Source organism: Bacillus sp. PK6-16, from assembly GCF_056530295.1.
Genome location: NZ_CP096511.1, coordinates 2,612,514 through 2,630,865, shown reverse-complemented (window position 1 = coordinate 2,630,865; position 18,352 = coordinate 2,612,514). Strand labels below are relative to the sequence as shown.

General features: G+C 32.3%; 20 protein-coding genes and 3 pseudogenes. 5 read left to right on the top strand and 18 right to left on the bottom strand.

The window, feature by feature from the left end; genetic code table 11:
* Positions 1-10: 10 nt before the first annotated feature.
* The 14 genes and pseudogenes from M1D66_RS13535 to M1D66_RS13470 form a co-directional block, all read right to left on the bottom strand.
* Positions 11-691, bottom strand: coding sequence for a formylglycine-generating enzyme family protein (locus tag M1D66_RS13535; protein WP_000180361.1), 681 nt, complete (start codon positions 689-691; stop codon positions 11-13).
* A gap of 161 nt (positions 692-852) precedes the next feature.
* Positions 853-1,356 (bottom strand): DNA topology modulation protein, encoded by a 504-nt coding sequence (locus M1D66_RS13530; protein ID WP_000720558.1) that lies wholly within the window; start codon positions 1,354-1,356, stop codon positions 853-855.
* Positions 1,353-2,282: a phosphotransferase enzyme family protein gene (locus M1D66_RS13525; RefSeq protein WP_000434087.1), complete on the bottom strand. Its 930-nt coding sequence runs from the start codon at positions 2,280-2,282 to the stop codon at positions 1,353-1,355. The genes M1D66_RS13530 and M1D66_RS13525 overlap by 4 nt, the downstream gene beginning before the upstream one ends.
* Before the next feature lie 24 nt (positions 2,283-2,306).
* A complete protein-coding gene (locus M1D66_RS13520) occupies positions 2,307-2,693 on the bottom strand; it encodes a ribosomal maturation YjgA family protein (protein WP_001093455.1) in 387 nt (128 codons plus the stop codon).
* Positions 2,694-2,758: 65 nt separating this feature from the next.
* The gene (locus tag M1D66_RS13515; RefSeq protein ID WP_000655258.1) at positions 2,759-3,466 is read right to left on the bottom strand and encodes a class I SAM-dependent methyltransferase; all 708 of its coding nucleotides are present in this window, start codon (positions 3,464-3,466) and stop codon (positions 2,759-2,761) included.
* A gap of 21 nt (positions 3,467-3,487) precedes the next feature.
* On the bottom strand, positions 3,488-3,841 hold the full coding sequence (locus M1D66_RS13510) for an MmcQ/YjbR family DNA-binding protein (protein ID WP_000994622.1): 354 nt from the start codon (positions 3,839-3,841) through the stop codon (positions 3,488-3,490).
* A 15-nt stretch (positions 3,842-3,856) separates the two neighbouring features.
* The gene (locus M1D66_RS13505) at positions 3,857-4,261 is read right to left on the bottom strand and encodes a GNAT family N-acetyltransferase (protein WP_000288974.1); all 405 of its coding nucleotides are present in this window, start codon (positions 4,259-4,261) and stop codon (positions 3,857-3,859) included.
* Positions 4,262-4,296: 35 nt separating this feature from the next.
* Positions 4,297-4,713, bottom strand: coding sequence for a GNAT family N-acetyltransferase (locus M1D66_RS13500; RefSeq protein WP_000680415.1), 417 nt, complete (start codon positions 4,711-4,713; stop codon positions 4,297-4,299).
* A 28-nt stretch (positions 4,714-4,741) separates the two neighbouring features.
* On the bottom strand, positions 4,742-5,113 hold the full coding sequence (locus M1D66_RS13495) for a hypothetical protein (protein WP_000739873.1): 372 nt from the start codon (positions 5,111-5,113) through the stop codon (positions 4,742-4,744).
* A 77-nt stretch (positions 5,114-5,190) separates the two neighbouring features.
* Positions 5,191-5,319, bottom strand: a pseudogene (locus tag M1D66_RS13490) (serine hydrolase); the annotation flags it as partial.
* A 193-nt stretch (positions 5,320-5,512) separates the two neighbouring features.
* Positions 5,513-6,025 (bottom strand): GNAT family N-acetyltransferase, encoded by a 513-nt coding sequence (locus M1D66_RS13485; RefSeq protein WP_006918666.1) that lies wholly within the window; start codon positions 6,023-6,025, stop codon positions 5,513-5,515.
* Positions 6,026-6,105: 80 nt separating this feature from the next.
* Entirely contained in the window at positions 6,106-7,107 is a 1,002-nt protein-coding gene (locus M1D66_RS13480; protein WP_001048884.1) for an HAAS signaling domain-containing protein, read from the bottom strand.
* A complete protein-coding gene (locus tag M1D66_RS13475) occupies positions 7,094-7,438 on the bottom strand; it encodes a PadR family transcriptional regulator (RefSeq protein ID WP_000380294.1) in 345 nt (114 codons plus the stop codon). The genes M1D66_RS13480 and M1D66_RS13475 overlap by 14 nt, the downstream gene beginning before the upstream one ends.
* A 752-nt stretch (positions 7,439-8,190) precedes the next feature.
* Positions 8,191-8,265, bottom strand: a pseudogene (locus M1D66_RS13470) (DUF6944 family repetitive protein); the annotation flags it as partial.
* A gap of 92 nt (positions 8,266-8,357) precedes the next feature.
* On the opposite strand from M1D66_RS13470, the gene M1D66_RS13465 reads away from it, so the two are divergent.
* Positions 8,358-9,086, top strand: a complete 729-nt coding sequence (locus M1D66_RS13465; RefSeq protein ID WP_086385733.1) for a hypothetical protein — start codon at positions 8,358-8,360, stop codon at positions 9,084-9,086.
* Positions 9,087-9,327: 241 nt separating this feature from the next.
* A complete protein-coding gene (locus tag M1D66_RS13460; RefSeq protein WP_176265166.1) occupies positions 9,328-9,888 on the top strand; it encodes a GNAT family N-acetyltransferase in 561 nt (186 codons plus the stop codon).
* 290 nt (positions 9,889-10,178) lie between these two features.
* Here M1D66_RS13460 and M1D66_RS13455 read toward each other — a convergent pair whose 3' ends face one another.
* Positions 10,179-11,093: a helix-turn-helix transcriptional regulator gene (locus M1D66_RS13455; RefSeq protein ID WP_479831939.1), complete on the bottom strand. Its 915-nt coding sequence runs from the start codon at positions 11,091-11,093 to the stop codon at positions 10,179-10,181.
* Positions 11,094-11,212: 119 nt separating this feature from the next.
* On the opposite strand from M1D66_RS13455, the gene M1D66_RS13450 reads away from it, so the two are divergent.
* Positions 11,213-11,650 carry a hypothetical protein gene (locus tag M1D66_RS13450; RefSeq protein WP_001092060.1) on the top strand — a complete coding sequence of 146 codons (438 nt, stop codon included), beginning with the start codon at positions 11,213-11,215 and terminating at the stop codon, positions 11,648-11,650.
* 467 nt (positions 11,651-12,117) lie between these two features.
* Here the strand turns inward: M1D66_RS13450 and M1D66_RS13445 are convergent, their stop codons facing one another.
* Positions 12,118-14,193 carry a HelD family protein gene (locus M1D66_RS13445; protein WP_086385734.1) on the bottom strand — a complete coding sequence of 692 codons (2,076 nt, stop codon included), beginning with the start codon at positions 14,191-14,193 and terminating at the stop codon, positions 12,118-12,120.
* A gap of 319 nt (positions 14,194-14,512) precedes the next feature.
* Here M1D66_RS13445 and M1D66_RS13440 point away from each other — a divergent pair.
* A pseudogene (locus M1D66_RS13440) lies at positions 14,513-14,827 on the top strand (CPBP family intramembrane glutamate endopeptidase); the annotation flags it as partial.
* Between the two features lie 54 nt (positions 14,828-14,881).
* On the opposite strand, the gene M1D66_RS13435 reads toward M1D66_RS13440, so the two are convergent.
* Both M1D66_RS13435 and recQ read right to left on the bottom strand, forming a co-directional pair.
* Positions 14,882-15,262: a gamma-glutamylcyclotransferase family protein gene (locus tag M1D66_RS13435; protein ID WP_000274907.1), complete on the bottom strand. Its 381-nt coding sequence runs from the start codon at positions 15,260-15,262 to the stop codon at positions 14,882-14,884.
* A 25-nt stretch (positions 15,263-15,287) separates the two neighbouring features.
* A complete protein-coding gene (recQ, locus tag M1D66_RS13430; RefSeq protein WP_025709485.1) occupies positions 15,288-17,405 on the bottom strand; it encodes a DNA helicase RecQ in 2,118 nt (705 codons plus the stop codon).
* A 263-nt stretch (positions 17,406-17,668) separates the two neighbouring features.
* Between recQ and M1D66_RS13425 the strand changes: the two genes are divergently transcribed.
* Positions 17,669-17,836 carry a hypothetical protein gene (locus tag M1D66_RS13425; RefSeq protein WP_016122667.1) on the top strand — a complete coding sequence of 56 codons (168 nt, stop codon included), beginning with the start codon at positions 17,669-17,671 and terminating at the stop codon, positions 17,834-17,836.
* Positions 17,837-18,352 lie beyond the last annotated feature (516 nt).

Sequence of the window (18,352 nt, the reverse complement as noted above, 5' to 3'; positions counted from 1 at the left end):
CATGTTCCTACTAAATTGACCTAGCAAGTCTAAAACCGAGATCATCTATATGAAATGTAGGATGGCTTCGACGACGACAAGTAGCGCCGCATCCTCTCGCTGTTTCAGCCCAACTACCACCACGAAAAATGCGGTATGATCCGTACACTGTTTCATCATACAAATCATAACACCATTCCCAAACGTTCCCTAGCATATCATAAAGCCCCCATGCATTCGGTTCTTTTTGGCCAACTTCATGAATCTCTCCATTTGAATTTTCATTATACCACGCTATATCATGGAGTTTCCCGTATGTATATCCGGTTGTACTTGCTTTACATGCATATTGCCACTCTGCCTCAGATGGTAATCGGTAGCCATTCGAATCTAAATTACATTTCACAATTTGACCACCATCACTAATAGAATAATATTCTTTTACTCCCGCTTTTTTTGAAAGTACATTACAAAACGCAATGGCATCGTTCCATGAAATATTGACAACTGGTTTATGATTTTTATCAAAATTATTTAATGTACTATTTGTAATAGCATCATATAGTTCCATTGTTACAGCATACTTTGCAAGAAGAAATGGTTGAATTTGCACTATCCATTCTTTTTTTATTCGATCATCTCTTAATACTACCTCTCCAACTGGAATATTTACCATTAATGAATCGATTGTTTGAATTAAATCGTTAGTCATTTTCTATTCCTCCAAACGTTCATTTTATATGAACTTAAAGTCATATACTCATTACAAAATAGAATTTTCAAAAAGCGTTAAATTTTTCATAATAAAAAACGATTAGTTTTATTAAACTAATCGGTAAGATTCACAAAGAATTTTTGTGTTACATTCTATAATTATATGTGCTCTAAAAATTTCCGAACCTCATTTGGAGATTTTAAAACAATAACCTTTTTCTCTTCCGGCAATTGCTCTAACCCTTTTAAAATTGTAGGTCGTTTAGCATTAGGATATTCCCATATCCATTTAAAAAATTGCAAATCAAATCTTTCTTCACATCCCGCGCCCATATCTGGTCTTGTTTTATTCTGGTATTTTACAATTCTTTTAAAAGCACGATAAATACAAATTGTTCTATGAATATCAAGGAAGATAATTGTATCAGCTGCATTCAGTCTTATACCCATCGTCCCGCCATAATTCCCATCAATAATCCATTTCTCATCTTTAATTAAGTTATTTTGAACTGTTATTTGTTCTTCTCTCGGAACACCTTCCCAATTCGGTTTCCAAAATAATGCATCAAGATGATGCACCTTAATATTTAATTTATTTCCTAACTGCCTTGCTAATGTAGATTTTCCTGAACCACCAGAACCAATTAATATTATTTTTTTCATACCTTTACGATACCTTCTATAACTTCTTCAATAGTTTCCTTATTAGCGAAAATCCAGAAGAACATTTCTTCATTTAACTTTAATAAATCTGGTAACTGGACAAAATAAGCAATAAAGATAATTTGAATTGAAAGCATAACATACCAAATAGCTTTTAGTTCTTCTTTCGTTAAATCATTTTGTTTATAATAACCTTCAAAGACTTTGCTAACGATATGTAACCATTTCCCTCTTAATCTTTCATCACTAAATAGCTCGCTTAATATACTTGTACAGCAATAACATAAATCAAATATTTTTACATTATTTTCTAAAATCTCAAAATCTATAAACCCTTCCAGTTTATCATCTTTAAAGATTACATTTGATAGATGCATATCACGATGAATAATTTGTCTCGGTAATGGATGGACCGTTTCCTTGAAAGCTGCGTGCATTCGCTCCATCTTTTGAATTACCTCTCGATGAACATACTCATTCTTTTCTAAAATCGGTATAGCCCATTCAAATACTATCTTATATAAATCTCTTTTTATTAACTCATGGTCACTATTCACCGAATGTAATGCTTTGTGCAGATTAGCTATTTCTTCTCCAATTGTACTTGCTAGCCTTTCCAGCTTATTCGTATCTTTTATTTCTAAAACACTTCCGGCAACATACTCATATAAGCAATAATATTTTTCTTTATATAATACATATTGTTCATCATTTTCTGTCTTTACTACTCTCTGTACTTTAATTCCCTTTTCATACAGTTGCTTCAAAACATCGAATTCAACTAGAAGTTGCTTTATCGATCCCGTTCTCTTTAAAATGTACTCTTTATTCTTGCATAAAACCTTCGCTACTTTTGGTTGCATTACAGTAGCTGTGACATGTTCATTTTGAAACCAAAACTTTGCAATTTCCAGTGCTTGTTCCATTTACAAATACCCCTTTTGCAATTCTTATTTCTTCCGAAAAATAACCTCACACAGTATTCCCACTCCAACACCAATTGTATATGCCACTAAATCACTCCACAAAAAACCATATCCCAACACAAGTCCACCTAAAGTCGTTGCACGAATGCTGTCTATCCAATTTGCATGATACAATTGGCTCACTTCAATCCCATAGCAAAACATTAAACTAATAAAAGCCAACTTCTTCGTCTCTGTTTTAGGAAACAAAAATCCAAAGCCAGTAAAAACCATTAATGCCCATAAAGCATCACCTAAATAATCATTTAATAGATGTGGTAGTGCAAAAGCGAACTTTCTTGAGCTAAGACCTAAAATAATAATAACTATAGTAAATAGTGCATATACTACTCTATTTCGTTTCGTATTCATTTTAAAGTCACCTAATATGTAATGTAAAACTGTAAATAGCTAGTAAAACAAAGTTATTTTACTAGCTATTTATTAGTTGCTTTAATGATAAGAAAATGTGGATTCGTATTTAGATAATAATATGATTTCTCGTCTACTTCTTTCATTTTTTCAATTGCCTTCGGTTCTACTATCTCTTCTAATACAAAATAATTTGTAGTTTCATTTAGTATGTCTTGTAATGATCTTCTAAAAAACTTGACTTCAATAGTAATATTCGGTTTAACCCAAGTATCTATTAATAACTGTTTTTCAAAATAATTTTCACATAGAAACTTTGTGAAATCCATAAAAGGATGATGAATAGAATAAATAAGTTCCCCACCTGGCTTCAATACACGACGAAATTCTTGAAATACTTGATTCCAATTTTCTAAGTAATGAAGAGTTAACGAACTTACAATCACATCATACGTATTATCTTCAAATGGCAATGTTTCTTGCAGATCATGACAAAGGAACGTTGCTTCTTCTCCTATATTTTCTTTTGCTGCTTTTACCATTTCAGGACTTACATCAATTGCTGTAACATTTGCTCCTCTTCCTATGAATTGAGAAGTATACCATCCAGCTGCACATCCAGCATCTAATATCTTTTTTCCTTCTAGTTCCTTTGGAATAAGCTCCATCATCGCCGGTCTTTCATAATAACTGTTATATGGATTTGCAAAATCTAGATTTTCTTTATATGTACTCGCTAATTTATCATACGTATCTTTAATCGAATCTTTCATTACACACACTCCTAATACATATTAATCCATTAACTCCTGCTGTTTTTTCTTTGAAAATGATTGTAATACTAGATCATACGACCAATCAATCATTTTATTAATTTGCTCCTGCTCTATACCCTTATGAATATAAACGGTATTCCAATGTTTTTTATTCATATGATACCCTGGAATAATTGTTTCTGGATAATCTTCTCTTATTCTTAATGCGACTTCTGGATCACACTTCAATGTAATCGCAGCTTTTTCGCCTTCTTCATGATTTACTATCGCAAATATTTTATTATTAAGCCTCATACATGTTGCACTCCAGCCATCTGGAGAATCTTCTGTCGCTTTTCTTTTCGATAAACAGTACGCTCTTGTTGCATTCATTTTAATTGGCACCTCTTATTCTTTCCCTGTTTGATTACGATGCATCACAATTTGCTTCGTTGCTTGAAATTGCTGCTCACCGTAAAACTTTATTAGCTTCTCACCGCAAAATAGACTAACAATATCAATATGAGATATTTCTCGAAGTAATATTGTAAGCATTTTCTCTCCAATACCTTTATTTCTTACACTCTCATGTACGACAACATCTTCAATGTATGCTCGAAAAACACCATCAGAAACGACTCTAGCAAATCCAACTAATTCATTTTCTTCCCATACTCCAATGCCTATACTATTCTTTAACATTTTTTCAATATCGACTTCTTTTCTTTCTGGCCACCAACCGACAGAATCATAAAGCTTCTTTATTTTTTCTGCACAGATTGGTTGTTCTTGTTGCAATTTATACGTGTACATATGCTTTCTCCCATCAACCAGTATGCATAATACTATTATAATCTCTTTTCAAAAAAGTGATGACTATGACCTTTCGGATGATCTTCAACGACACCATACTCCCTGTAACCGTGCTTTTTATAAAATTCTGGCGCTTGAAAACTAAATGAATCTAGCAATATTAATCTGCACTCTTTTTCCTTCGCAATTTCTTCAATTTTATGTAAAAGTTGGCTACCATAACCGTCATGACGAACTGATTTATCAACCCATAAAAAGTCGATATGAAGATGATAAAAATACATCGTACCTGTTACACCACCAAATATTTTCCCTTCTTCATTTTTTACTACGAGGCTTACTTCTTCCATCGGCTGTTTTACTTCATCTGTTAAGATGGACATATTATATTGAATAACTTTATTTTTAATGTATTCTCCTTCAATACGTGTACCGTTCTCTATATGTTTCATATACATTGCTTCCTTTCAACTTAGTAAGCTACATTTTATTTTTCCCCTTTAAAATACTAATCAAAACGAATCCACCATATGTAACAAAGCATGAAAAGCCAATTATCCCTGGTACAGAGACATAGCCTACCCTTATGTAACTTATAACTGCAAAACAAGCGATAGACAATAAAATAGATGGCCAAAATATAACAGCTATTTTTCTTCGTCCTCGTTTCGATGTACTTTCTTTCTCTTCAGAAACACGTGTGCCAAAAAGCAATACAATACAAATAAGGATCGCTGCAAAGTAAATTGTATCTAATGACAAATTGTGATCATATAGTGCGATTCCAACTTCAAGAGCAATAATCGTTAAAATTAAAATAATGATTGTTGAAGTCTTTAAGTTTTTTTTCAATCGCTCACTCCTAGCATGCTTTCACTATATTCTTTGTATATGTACTTTAAAACTGCTGCAAAAGCTTCATCTACCTCTTTATTTTCCTTCACCATTTGCGTTACTACAAATCCAATGACTAATTTTGCTGCTGATGCTAACGGAATATTTAATTCATTATTATATGAAGCAACTATCCGATTATCTTTTGTAGAATAAATTGCCATTCCCACATAATTAGATTGTACCTCTTTTATTTTATTTTATTTTATTTTATTTATAACAGTTTCCATTTCCATCCCTCTTTTTATATCGTTATATTAACTTCTAATATTTCAACATTGAATGTAAAAAACCTTTTCATTAGCTATTAAAATAAGAAAAAGGTAGCATGAATTTTTTCTTGCTACCGAAAAATATTTATTCTTCTATAGGATTTTCAGGACCGTTAAGTTCCAGCTGATAAAAAGCTAAATCTAGCCATTTATTAAACTTATAACCAGCTTGTTTTATTGTTCCTGCATGAACAAATCCATATTTTTGATGCAAGGCAATACTTTTCTCATTCTCTGCATCAATTCCAGCAATTAAGGTCATATACTCTCTTTCCTTTGCAATTTTGATTAATTCTTTCATTAATGAAGACCCAATGCCATTTTTTCTATATGCCTTATCTACATACACAGAATGTTCAACTGAATATTTATAAGCAGGCCACGCTCTAAATGGGCCGAATGTCGCAAATCCTACTACTTTATTATCTAATTCACATACGAAAATTGGATACCCTTCAGCCTTTTTTTGTTCATACCAATCTATTCTATTTTCAAGGGTTACAGGTTTATACGCATATACAGCTGTTGTATAAAGTATCGCATCGTTATAAATATCTAAAATGTATGCTAAATCTCTTTTCGTTGCTTCCCTTATCATTGTTTTCTTCCTTTCATCATGTTCATCTTATTTCACTATCTTTTTAATAGTTTTATTTTATCGAAATTTCCGATTTTTATCTACATACGAATACTAGCTTTTCGGAAACCATCAAATATATTTATTGCAGCAGATAATGTGTAGAAGAAAATTCCTCCCCCAATGAGCCACGTTTTAAATCCTTCTGGGGAAATAGTAAATACATTTGCCAAATACGTAATAAACCCTGCGTTAAATACATGTGGATTTACTACAATTACAATGAATACTATCGTCCCAGCTATTTGAAGAATAGCATTCCCAATCGCCAATCTTTGAGTCCATTGTCCCTGCACCAATTTATAAAGGGATATACATATTTCAAAAACGATCATAATTATAACGATTGGCCAGTACTGCAATAAAACATCTTGATTAAAAGTTGGCGAAACAAACTTCAGTCCATTTGCCGTACCGTTATATACGCCAACAAGATGATTCGCATAAAAGTAAAGTGTAGCCCAAACTGCTGTCCACATTAAACCTGCAAAAACTTCAAACTTCGAGATTGCTTTTTTCTTTGGGATATACGAGATGTTTTTCAAATCATCTGGTGTCCATTTTTTTAAACTTGTCGTCAACGGCTCGATACCTTTGTCTTTATCTGTTCTTTCTAAAATAACAAACACAAGTGTCAACCAGAAAAATACATGGAGGCCCACTTCAAAAATTTCCCCAATGCCTTTACCTATCAATTGCAAAATAACATTTAATACCGCTTGATCACCACTATAGCCTATAAAATTTTCTGCAACCATTGATATGAGTGCAATGACAGCTGCGATTGGTATAATTATTTTTAACAACGTTGTATATACATCAAAATAACGTGGTCCAATTAAATGCATCGGTCTATCCAAATAACCATTAGCCAATGAAACCGGACTCCCCAATTTTTTGAGAACGCTCTTTACATCTTCCTCACTATAATCTTCAGGTAACATATCCTCTATAGTTGACCTTAGTTCAAGTGTAATATCTTCACGATTTTTTTCAGGTAATCTCTTCGCAACCTCTTGGATATAGAGATCAATTAAATTCATTCTCTTCCTCCTTTAATAAGTTATAAAGTTCTTTCGAATCCTTTATCCATTCTTTTTTCAACTGCAAAAATATTTCTAATCCATAATCACTTAAAACATAATACTTACGAGGTCTACTCTCCGTTTTATCCCAACTACTCGTCACTAATTCCTGCTTTTCTAATCGGCGAAGTAGTGGATATAAAGTACTTTGATCAATTGTAATCCCTGATTGCTCCAATAACTGGACAAGTGAATATCCGTACTGCGGCGTTCTTAATTGACTTAAAACAGCTAACGTTAATGTCCCTCTTCTTAACTCAGTAATTAACGAGTTTAATAAAGTATCCATTCACTCACCTCATTTCCATTACTATATGTCATACAGTATGTGTTTTATACTATGTATCGTACAGTATTAGTGTGACAAAAACTATAATTTTTTACCAAAAACAGATAATGAAAAGCGCAAATTATATGATTTGTGCTTTTTTAGCTAAGTTATATATAACACTCTATAAGGTAACAACCTTAACTACTAATTTTGAAGTTCCAGTAATGCTATATTAAGTGACAACTATCGTATACATATGATGTGAACATAACATCTCACTATAGGAAGCTAATAAAACGGAAAATTATCATGGTTGAATGATTCCTGTTTTATTCTTTAGGCACTGTTGATTTCACACCGTTTTCAGCACCTAATCAACGTTATTTCCTTCATAAACTTCATCTTGTTCAAAATCTTTATTTTTGTTTGGTTTATTAGAGAAAAATAAAAAAACAATTAAATTAGGTTAATTGTTTTTCAAATGCAAAATCTTTATTTTTTTAAATAATCTATGATATTCGAAAAGACAAACTCTCCAAATGCAAGTGGTATATAAATAAACCATAACTTTAATATTGCCTTTGTTTCTTTGTGATCAGAATCCCCCATTAAAACCAACCCTATCCTTTTTCTTCAAATATTTTCATTTTAATTCCAATAACAAGGAAATTATACCATTTATTAATATTATAGTCTATGTTTTCTAAAAATTAGATAAATAAAACTCTTGTATTCCCTCAACATTCAGATAAACATAATAATTTTTTTTACGTTTCATCTTCAAATTCAATAATGAGTCCTGTTAGAACCGCTACATTACCAATCGATTGGATCCTGTGACCAATAAAATCCACCTTAAATTCTTCCCACTTTAATTTATGTAATGATATAATAACACTAAATTTTCAACACGTGCTTAATAGATTGGGGACTTATAATGGATAAACCTCTCACTGCATTACAAACTATTATTATACATATGAATACAAATGAACATTGGCATGATTTTATTTGTTACTGTCAGCATCGCGAAGCGGGACTTCGAAAATTAGCTTATAAACATTTAGAGACATTTATTACAAATGCAAAGAAATGGGAATCAAAAGATCAAGAGGAGTTTGCCATTTCACTGTTTACTATTTTAGATGCATCAAACGAAAAAGATGAGGTGTTAACTTTCTCACTAAATAGTTTTCTAATTGACATTCTATATAGATGGACAGAAAACACCCCATTTGATTCAAGGCCTTTTAGATGGATAGGAATTTATATGGACTCTAGCAATAAAGAAGACGATTTAGAAAAATCCCTTCGAAAAGCGATTGAATTAGGTGGTGATACCGAACAAGAAGCCATGATATACCTAGTTTCTAATTACATCAATACTTTAAAATTTGGTACACATGAATTCCCTTCAGGTTATTGCGGAGATTTAAGCGAATGTATAGAAAAACTTCCCTATATGCTTCAATTAACTAATAGAATTCAGAATAAGAACATAAAGGAGCAAAACATTGGTCAAATACAAGAACAACTACACTTAATTCTAGATTGGTTAAAACATACACAAATTCCAGTAGATGCTGTTCGTATATGGGAAAAAGAACAAACTAAGGAATTAGAAATGGTCATTGTATATTATTTACACAACAGCTCAAGTCGTTAATTCATCTTGTACAGAGATAATAAAGTTGTTTAAAACATAATAAAATTGTTTGAAAAACGCCAGTCATGTTATTCAACAATCGGACTATATAATGGAATGAATCCTTGTAAAAATTAGAAATATTTGAAATAATCATTATTAAGTTGAAGCAGAACGATTGCAGAAAAAGGTGATACGACTTTTTCTTACTTAAGAATCGCGAAACAGTTGAAAATTTTAATTAATTATATTCCGAAAGGGTGTGTGTAGTATCTTATCAACTAATGTTTTTACTTATAAATCTAAGGATGGAAAAACAGTAATAATTAGAGAAGCTAAAGAACATGATGCAGAAAGAATACTAGATTCTGCTTCAAAAGCTTTAATAAACGCTCCATACATGCTAAGTACGGTTGAGGATGTAAAAAAGGTACGTATCGATGCTATTCAAAAAACGTTAAAAGCTTATCATGAAAATCCAAATTATGTACAGTTTATTGCTGAAGTTGATGGTAAGTTAGTCGGTGCAATAGATTTTAAGAACGGAAACAAAGAAAAAATTAGTCATCAAGGGGCTTTTGCGATGACCATACTACCTGAATATCGAAATTATGGTATTGGAAGAGCTCTTCTAGAAACGTTAATCAATTGGGCTAAAAATAACAGTAAGATTGAAAAAGTTTGTCTTGAGGTAATGGAAGATAATCTAGGTGCAATCCAGTTATATAAGAATCTAGGCTTCTTTGAAGAGGGTAGAAAAGCAAAGGGTGTAAAATTGGATGATAGCTATCAAAATTTAATATTAATGGCTTTATTCGTTTAAAATTGAACATTATTTAAATGTAGTGTAGTGCTTTGATAAAAAAGGATAAATCTTTTACAAAAAATATCCCCTACTTTCTAAACCACGAGTAGAGGATTATGGCGTTTTAATAGACTTAGGAAGATAGATACAATTCGTTGCTAAAAGGACCATCATCCGTTGTGGATTTGAAATAAAGTTTGATCATTTTTTATCTATTTTATGCCACAATCGCACCCTTTAGTTGAATAAAGGAACAATTATCTATGAAGTGATCCTTTCTAGTAGTATAAAATTAAATGCAAATTAAGCTAAAAGTTATTATATTTCGTTATCACTGATTTAGCCCTTTCAATAAGCTTATTTTTTATGAAATCAGGTTCTATTATTTCTGCTTCTTGTCCAATATTCCAAAGTAGTTCAACATAAAACCACTCTTCTGAAGGGTTAATATTCTTTGTTATTTTCGCGGTTCCATCTGAATTGTATTCCATATTATCTCTTAACCATGATATGCTCTCAGCTTTTCTTTTTCCCTCTTTGCTTAAACTCACTTCGAGCTTTATGAGATTAGATTCACACTCAGAATACAGCCATTCTTTAACATTCAAATGGACATTAGTGGAATGAGAAGCAGAATTAATAATTGTTTTTTTTATTCGATCTCCCCTGAAAAGCCTTATGCCTCTTCTCATTCTACAGTAAGCGGGACAATACCAATACCCGTTATATACGTATAAGCCCATAGGTTCTATCTCTCTATAGATTTCATCTTCAGTTGTTTCATATAAGATATTAACAGTTTTCTCTTCTACAGATGCATCATAAAGGTTTCTTAGCACCGTTTTATCTACTTTAATATTTGGTTGCCACATCAAGATTTTGTCTCTAGTATTCTCAATTGTATCGGAAGTTTCCTGAGGAATCATATTGAACAGTTTATTTAGAATTACTTTATATGAAGTAGAAAAAGGAGTGGCGCCAACATATTGCATGGCATCTATTGCAAAAAATAAAGCTATTATTTCATCCTCACTAAACCAAATAGGAGGGATCATTTTATTTTTTAGTGTACTAAACCCTCCATTTCTACCTCTTTCTGAATAGACTGGAAAGTAAATTTCACTTAGCTCCTGTATATCTCGGAGGATTGTTCTCTCTGAGACTCCTTCGGATTTAGCAAGTTCCTTTGCAGTAATGGAATTATTATTGTTTAATGCCAGCATAATTCTAATGATACGTTTAGTTTTAGACATTTAATCACCTTTTTCATAAAATATGACAAAATCTGTCTTATTTATATTATAAGCTAATTTTAAACTAAGTGAAGGAGGCTAATGCAAAAATGAATACCATCGAATATATTACTGAAACGAAAGAAGTATTATTTTCACGTAAAAACTTAAAAAATGAAGAGCTATCTGCGAGATTAATAACTGATTACATTGTAAGTAATGGTGTAGTTTACGAGAATATAGGCTCTTGGGTTGATGATGTAGTGAGAATTAAACTTAAAAAGTTGGAGGAAGAAACAACTTACCTAACTCAATCAAAGAAATACAACTTTAGATGTGTTGAATACCGAAAATATGAAGATGACCCATCGCAAAGAGAGGTGCTTCATGTTCTTGAGAAAGAAAGTACTTCTGACTTACTACCTCATCTTTTAATTTTTAATCCTTCTCTACAGGCGAGGCCATTAAAAAGATGTGCATCAGAAATAGATGAAGATCGGGAAATATTTGTTGTATATTATTTAGATGATTGTGAATGTGAAAAATAAAGTGTATGCTAAAGAGCCTACTTTCTCGATATTGAGAAAAGGCTTTTATTTTTTAGAACTCACATTTAAAAATAAATGTACATTAGTTCTCATTAAATTATATATTAATCATTCTCTTTATTCATTATTATTTATTCTACAGCTATAAATTAAAGACTTAAATTAGTAGCATGTAGTCTATTAAAAAGTACATTCTTTTTTAAAGCACTACAGAAACAACTTTATATTTTTAGGTGTAGTGAAGTATCTTATATCGAAAATTAAATAACTATGTTTTAACCCCCCCCTAAATTTAGAGCGGGGTTATACTTGTTTTTGGTTTTAAAATTAAATAACTTTATTGTTATTTTACACGTCTACTATTTCAATATAAAAAAGAGGATCTTCATACTGTACTAGAAAATCCTCTTTTTATATTTATCCCACATTAGCTTGCAGTAAAACTCCCCACTGATTATAGTTCCACTTTATTTTAATCCTTTAATTAAAGGTGACGCTTCCCCACTATGGAAAATCCATAAGTCATGAAGTGATCTCGTACATCCGACATATAGTAATTTTGCATCATGTTTTGTGTTTTTGTAATGTTCTTCATCCACATCAATTAAAAGCACCGCATCAAATTCTAAACCTTTCGCTAAATAGACAGGTACTACTGATATACCACCTTCATATTTACTTTGGTTTGCTTCAATTACGTTGACCGTTAATCCTGCATTTGTTAATTTCACATATATATCACGGCATTCATCTTCTGTTCTTCCGATTACCGCAATTGTTTTCACATCTGCATTTTGCAAATGTTTTACCGTCTTCACAATTTCAGTAAATTGATTTTCTGCATGAATTACTTTCACATCTTCTCCACTGCGGAAGACTGGTGTTGCGAGTCCTACTGGGATTTCTGCATTTTTAATTATTTCATTTGCAAATTCAATAATTTCTTTTGTAGAACGATAACTTCTTGTCAATTCATAATAACCGGTTTCTTGGAATACTTCCTTAAAAGCATTCCAATCTTCAATTCCTTGGTAATCATAAATCGCTTGCGATAAATCACCTAATATAGTGAAAGAATTACCTAATGTAATTTCTTTTAATACATAAACTTGGAAAGGCGAAAAATCTTGCGCTTCATCAATAACAACGTGATGAAACTTCTGCCCGATTTCAATCCCTGTTATACGATGATGTATGTATATTAAAGCTGGTAAATCTTCTACATACACTTCTTTTTTACGACAACTCTTTTCTGTTTCTTTAACAAGTTCTTCAGGTAATGCCTCAAGTATTTCTTTACTTTTTACTATTGAACTATACAGTGAAAGAGCACTCATTTTCGGCCAAAACTTCATATATGCGTTCAGTCTCTTAGTCGCTTCTTTTTTTAGTAATTTTTTCTCGTTTGTTTCCCCGAATTTTTTAAGCTCAATTTCAATCCAGCGCTTCATTCGTCCTACTAATCGTTCTCTTCTTTTCTGTAAAGGATAATGTTTATATTCAACTTGCATCCATTTTTTAATATCTTCTACTGGAATAATCGCTCTATCCCACGCCTCAAAATCTTTTGTCGGAACTAACTCATTTTCAAATTGGATCATTCTCTCTTCAATAAACGTCTTAAATTCCAACGTACCCTTTAATTTACCTAGCATTACCTTCTTTTCATCACGATTAATTGAAAATGCTTCTTTCAATTTTTCTTCTGTCTGCTTTAGTTTCACTGAATCATCTAACGTACGTAATGCCCAATCTGGAAACGTTGTTTGACTAATATTCCCTACACCTAATTCAGGAAGTACACTCGAAATATAGTCTAAAAACAGACTATTCGGTGCAAATACGATCATTCTTTCTGCTTCTAGTTGTTCACGATATTCATAAATTAAAAAAGCAAGGCGATGTAAAGCAATTGTTGTCTTTCCACTCCCTGCAACCCCTTGAATAAGTAATGGTAAATTTCTTTCCGCTCGAATAATATCATTTTGTTCCGATTGAATCGTTGAAACAATATCCTTTAGCTTATTATCTTTATTCTCACCTAATCGATATAGAAGAAAATCATCGGCATGTGATACATCTTCATTTCCTTTTACATATGTATCAACAACACGTTCAAGTTCTCTTTTTCGAATGGAAATGTTTCGTTTTAAATACACATCACCTTCTACTAACCCATCTGGTGATTGATAAAATGCTAATTCTTCTCCACCGGTAAATGAATAAAACATACTTGCGACAGGCGCTCGCCAATCAATAATGATTGGCTTCATCGTGTCCATATCCGAAACCCCTACTTTTCCGATATAAATCGGCATAACTTCTTCTTTTCCATCTTCCTGAAAATCTAACCTTCCAAAGTACGGCTCTTGCACACCAATACGTAAGTTTTGTCTATTAGACTCCCTCATACTTTCAAGAATTTGCTCTTTAAAATCTTCTCCATAATAAACCGGGATTTTTTCAAGCCTATCCAATTGCTCATCCATCGTATGTAAAGTATCCTTCATTTTTTGTAACTCATCTTCAAATATGTTGCTCATTTCGACGATTCCCTCCTGTCCGTTCTAATTTTTCAGTCGAAGTATCATTGTATTAAAAATCCAATCATAAAGTCAATAGTTTCTATTTAAATTTTCCGAAAAAACTTACTTTTCATCTTTCTAATTTAAAAAGAATATGCAACATCTAAATCACACACATACACATATAGTATAGTGATGCATGTAAAAAATACTTCTTTCTATTTGTCTCCTATTTAATTTATCTATTAAAAAACATTGTAAAAATTAAAGACTTTAATCAATGGGCGTTTTACTGCCCATAAATAGTAGGATAAATAAAAGTAAAGGAGGCTCTTCAAATGAATATTTTGAATCTATCTCAAGATTAAATATGCTTCTATCTGGCTGTATCCTTATGGTTTGTTGGTCAATTATGTATGTTGAAATATATAGACTTACAAAATCCGTCTGGCCATGTGTTATCATGCATGCGATCGAGGATGCTGTTCCTACTGTTTTAGTTACAATAACAGGGATTATTACTCTTACAAACAGTAGTGATTTTTGGTTGAATCCTACTAGCGGGGTCGCTGCTACTGTTTTATTTCTCGGAATTGGAACCGTACTAAGAACTATAAGAATAAAAAGAGAACGACAATTATTCACACAATAAAAAGCAGATAATGAATTCGTCATTATCTGCTTTCCAATTTTTAAAACTACCTTATTATATTTTTTGATACATAAGCCAGTCACCAGAGTCTATCACTTTCTTTAACATCTTTTTATCCTGAGCGATATACACATATGCCTCAATTTCCCCATCAGCAACATATACTGTTTGCGTGATTCGATCATATAAATCAGTCTCCGCATTGCCTCTATATTCTTCTAGTTCATCTAACTTACACAATATCTCATCATTTACTACATAAACTTCTCCATACACCTGTTCTTCAATCGAATAAGTCATGGCCGGATATCCTTCGTTCGTATCAAATAATTTTCCATATGTCCAAGCTCTGTCTGCGATACATGTTGCACCTAGCATATAATGAGCATTCGTTTGTCCTCTTCTTAACGTGCCATAAACGAAAACATGATACATAAATTCTTATCCCCTTTATATGCCTCTACTTTCTTATTTGTAAATAAGCACGAATCATAAAGTAACTCACTTCATTCGGAAGCTGTTCTTTAATAGATTTCAGACCACCATCTGCATTTTGAACGGCAGTTTCAATAAGAGATTCATACTCTGCTGGAACAAAGCTGTGCCAATCTACTTCCATTCCATCCTCATAGCAGCGAATTAAATGGTTTTCGATTGTTTGTCTTGATAAGTTACGTTCTTTTGCAATCTCATTCAAATCAATACCTTGTTTATACATTTCATACGTTTCTAAATGAGAATTTGCGGACGCTTTTCCTGATTTTTTACGCTCTGAAACTACTTCTGTCTTAATCGTTTCAGCATAATTTGGATTTTCCTCAATAAAATGCTGAACTGCTTGTAAGAAGTGCGAACCATATTTCACAAGTTTGTGTTCTCCGATACCTTTTACCGTCAACAATTCGGAATCACTTTGCGGCATTTTCACACACATATCTTTTAATGTTTGGTCAGAGAAAATAACGAACGGAGGTACACCTTCTCCTTGTGCAATTTCTTTACGTACTTCACGAAGCACTTCAAATAAAGGATGGTCTTGAACAATTTGTCTTGTCTCTACTCGTTCTTTTCGTAAAACATTCTCTTTACCAAGTAATACTTCTTTCCCTTTTTCAGTTACTTTTAACGTCGGATAAGTGCCATGTTCAACTGCAATTAACTCGTCTGAAATTAAAAACTCGATAAACTCACTGACCTCTTTTACACTACGGTTCGATAAAAGCCCATACGTTGGTAAAGTATGAAAATTAAATTCAATAACTTTCTTATTTTTCGACCCAGTTAATACTTGCGCTATCATTTGCTTTCCAAAGCGTTGGTTCGTTCTAATCATGCATGATAAAACCATTTGTGATTCCCTTGTCACATCGATGCTCTCGCGATTGTCGGTACAATTACCACAGCGTCCACAATCTTCTTTCGGTTCTTCTCCAAAGTATTGCAAAATGAATGATTGTAAACATTGTTCTGTATGACAGTAATCGGTCATATTTTGCAATTTTTCAAGTTCATTTGAAAAACGTGATTCTCCAGTTGATTGATCAATTAAAAAACGCTGTACTTGTACATCTTGAGAAGAATATAACAATATACATGTACTATCTAATCCGTCACGACCAGCACGTCCTGCTTCTTGATAGTAACTTTCCATATTTTTTGGAAGCTGATAATGAATTACGTAACGAATATTCGATTTATCAATACCCATCCCGAATGCAGATGTTGCTACCATTACACTTACTTCATCTCGTAAAAAGAGTTCTTGTTGCTCATTTCGATCAATATCACTCATACCAGCGTGATATTTTGATACAGAAACTCCTGCCTTCATTAAATCTTCATATAACTGATCGACTACTTTTCTAGTAGCTGCATATATAATCCCAGATTCCTTTTGATTTTGACGAATATAATCCGCCAAATATGCATTTCGATCTTGCCCTTTAATAACAGAAAACGATAAGTTCTCACGCTCAAACGTTGTCATAATTGTATTTTCTTGATTAATTTCAAGTGTATTACAAATATCATCACGTACTTGCGGTGTTGCTGTTGCTGTTAATGCTAATACAAGCGGCTTTTCTGGAAGATAATCTAATATGCGATGTATATGTAAATAACTTGGACGGAAATCATGTCCCCACTGTGAAATACAGTGTGCTTCATCAATCGCAATCATAGGGATTTTCATATCGATAAGTTGGTCAACAAACTCCATCGAATCAAGACGCTCAGGCGCGACATAAAGTAATTTGTAATGTCCTTGTTTCGCTAATTGAATTCGCTGATTTGCTTCAGCAATAGAAATAGAACTATTAATATATGTAGCTGAAATGCCATTCTGTACCAATGTATCTACTTGATCCTTCATAAGTGATATTAAAGGAGATATAACCAACGTCGTGCCTTCAAATACTAATGCCGGAATTTGATAACAAATTGACTTACCGCCACCCGTTGGCATAATACAAACTGTATCTTTCCCATCTAGTACATTTTTAATTGTTTCATCTTGTCCTCTTCGAAACGAAGAATAACCAAAGTAGGACGCTAAAAGTTCTTGTGCTTTAGTAAACAAAAAAGAGTCACCTGCTTTTCTTTATCTTTCATCTACTTCTATTATATCAATCACTTATGCGACTTGAAAGGGATGGATAAACGCTTATTGTTTTTTCATTATTCTATATTTAATATGAATTAGCATTCGTGTTTTATATGTTTTACAACATTTATAACGTAAATCCAGTACACAAGAAGAAAGAGTTTCAATTTAAATGTTCATTTTATTTCCCTTTCTTGAATACTACTAATCGTATACATATAAATTCAGGAGGTTACTATATGAAGCATCGTAATATGAGTTCCATCACAGCGAAAACGAAAACGAAAACACAAAAACTCCAATTCTCTAATAATGATGCGTGGAAATATGAATCATACTATAAGTATCAGCCATTATTCTCTTATAAAAAGCTTTTTAATTTTCTTTCTCAACTTTTTAGACGTTAATATATGCGCAAAAAATATATCATTCACAGAATTTTTCTCAATATTAAATGTATAGACTTACTACAATTCAGTTGTTACCATATATAATAATCTGTTGGATAAACCCCTTAAGTTGACCTGCTTATATTAGCAGGTCTTTTTCATGATTACATACTTCTGTGTACCTCGATCTCACTTCCAAGTCTTTTCTCCATTTTATAACCATATTTAACTCCCAACAATTCATGATTATCATGAATTGTTGGGAGTTAAATTGTTCACATATAATTATGCAATTCTTCTTTCTCAATACACAAAAGACATTTTACTTGTTACTATAAAAGTACTCCAGATGAGTTTTTTGCTCATCGACATTATCTAGTTATTGGGGCCTGCCGCGGGAAGCAGGTCCCTTTGACTGTATGAAGGTCCTAATTTCATTTGGACACATTTACCAGGGTTTTTCAAAAGAATTTTATGATAACATTACGTAGTCGAGTCCGACATCTCGGCAATACCCTTTTGAGGGTCTGCAAC

Bases quoted from the DNA above. Each gene is read 5' to 3' on its own strand.
- M1D66_RS13450 (WP_001092060.1), top strand. From the start codon at position 11,213: ATGAATACCATCGAATATATTACTGAAACGAAAGAAGTATTATTTTCA.
- M1D66_RS13465 (WP_086385733.1), top strand. From the start codon at position 8,358: ATGGATAAACCTCTCACTGCATTACAAACTATTATTATACATATGAAT.
- M1D66_RS13500 (WP_000680415.1), bottom strand. From the start codon at position 4,713: ATGAAACATATAGAGAACGGTACACGTATTGAAGGAGAATACATTAAA.
- M1D66_RS13510 (WP_000994622.1), bottom strand. From the start codon at position 3,841: ATGAATGCAACAAGAGCGTACTGTTTATCGAAAAGAAAAGCGACAGAA.
- M1D66_RS13475 (WP_000380294.1), bottom strand. From the start codon at position 7,438: ATGGATACTTTATTAAACTCGTTAATTACTGAGTTAAGAAGAGGGACA.
- M1D66_RS13525 (WP_000434087.1), bottom strand. From the start codon at position 2,282: ATGGAACAAGCACTGGAAATTGCAAAGTTTTGGTTTCAAAATGAACAT.
- M1D66_RS13425 (WP_016122667.1), top strand. From the start codon at position 17,669: ATGAAGCATCGTAATATGAGTTCCATCACAGCGAAAACGAAAACGAAA.
- M1D66_RS13445 (WP_086385734.1), bottom strand. From the start codon at position 14,193: ATGAGCAACATATTTGAAGATGAGTTACAAAAAATGAAGGATACTTTA.
- M1D66_RS13535 (WP_000180361.1), bottom strand. From the start codon at position 691: ATGACTAACGATTTAATTCAAACAATCGATTCATTAATGGTAAATATT.
- M1D66_RS13505 (WP_000288974.1), bottom strand. From the start codon at position 4,261: ATGTACACGTATAAATTGCAACAAGAACAACCAATCTGTGCAGAAAAA.
- M1D66_RS13520 (WP_001093455.1), bottom strand. From the start codon at position 2,693: ATGAATACGAAACGAAATAGAGTAGTATATGCACTATTTACTATAGTT.
- M1D66_RS13435 (WP_000274907.1), bottom strand. From the start codon at position 15,262: ATGTATCATGTTTTCGTTTATGGCACGTTAAGAAGAGGACAAACGAAT.
- M1D66_RS13480 (WP_001048884.1), bottom strand. From the start codon at position 7,107: ATGAATTTAATTGATCTCTATATCCAAGAGGTTGCGAAGAGATTACCT.
- M1D66_RS13530 (WP_000720558.1), bottom strand. From the start codon at position 1,356: ATGAAAAAAATAATATTAATTGGTTCTGGTGGTTCAGGAAAATCTACA.
- M1D66_RS13455 (WP_479831939.1), bottom strand. From the start codon at position 11,093: ATGCTGGCATTAAACAATAATAATTCCATTACTGCAAAGGAACTTGCT.
- M1D66_RS13515 (WP_000655258.1), bottom strand. From the start codon at position 3,466: ATGAAAGATTCGATTAAAGATACGTATGATAAATTAGCGAGTACATAT.
- M1D66_RS13485 (WP_006918666.1), bottom strand. From the start codon at position 6,025: ATGATAAGGGAAGCAACGAAAAGAGATTTAGCATACATTTTAGATATT.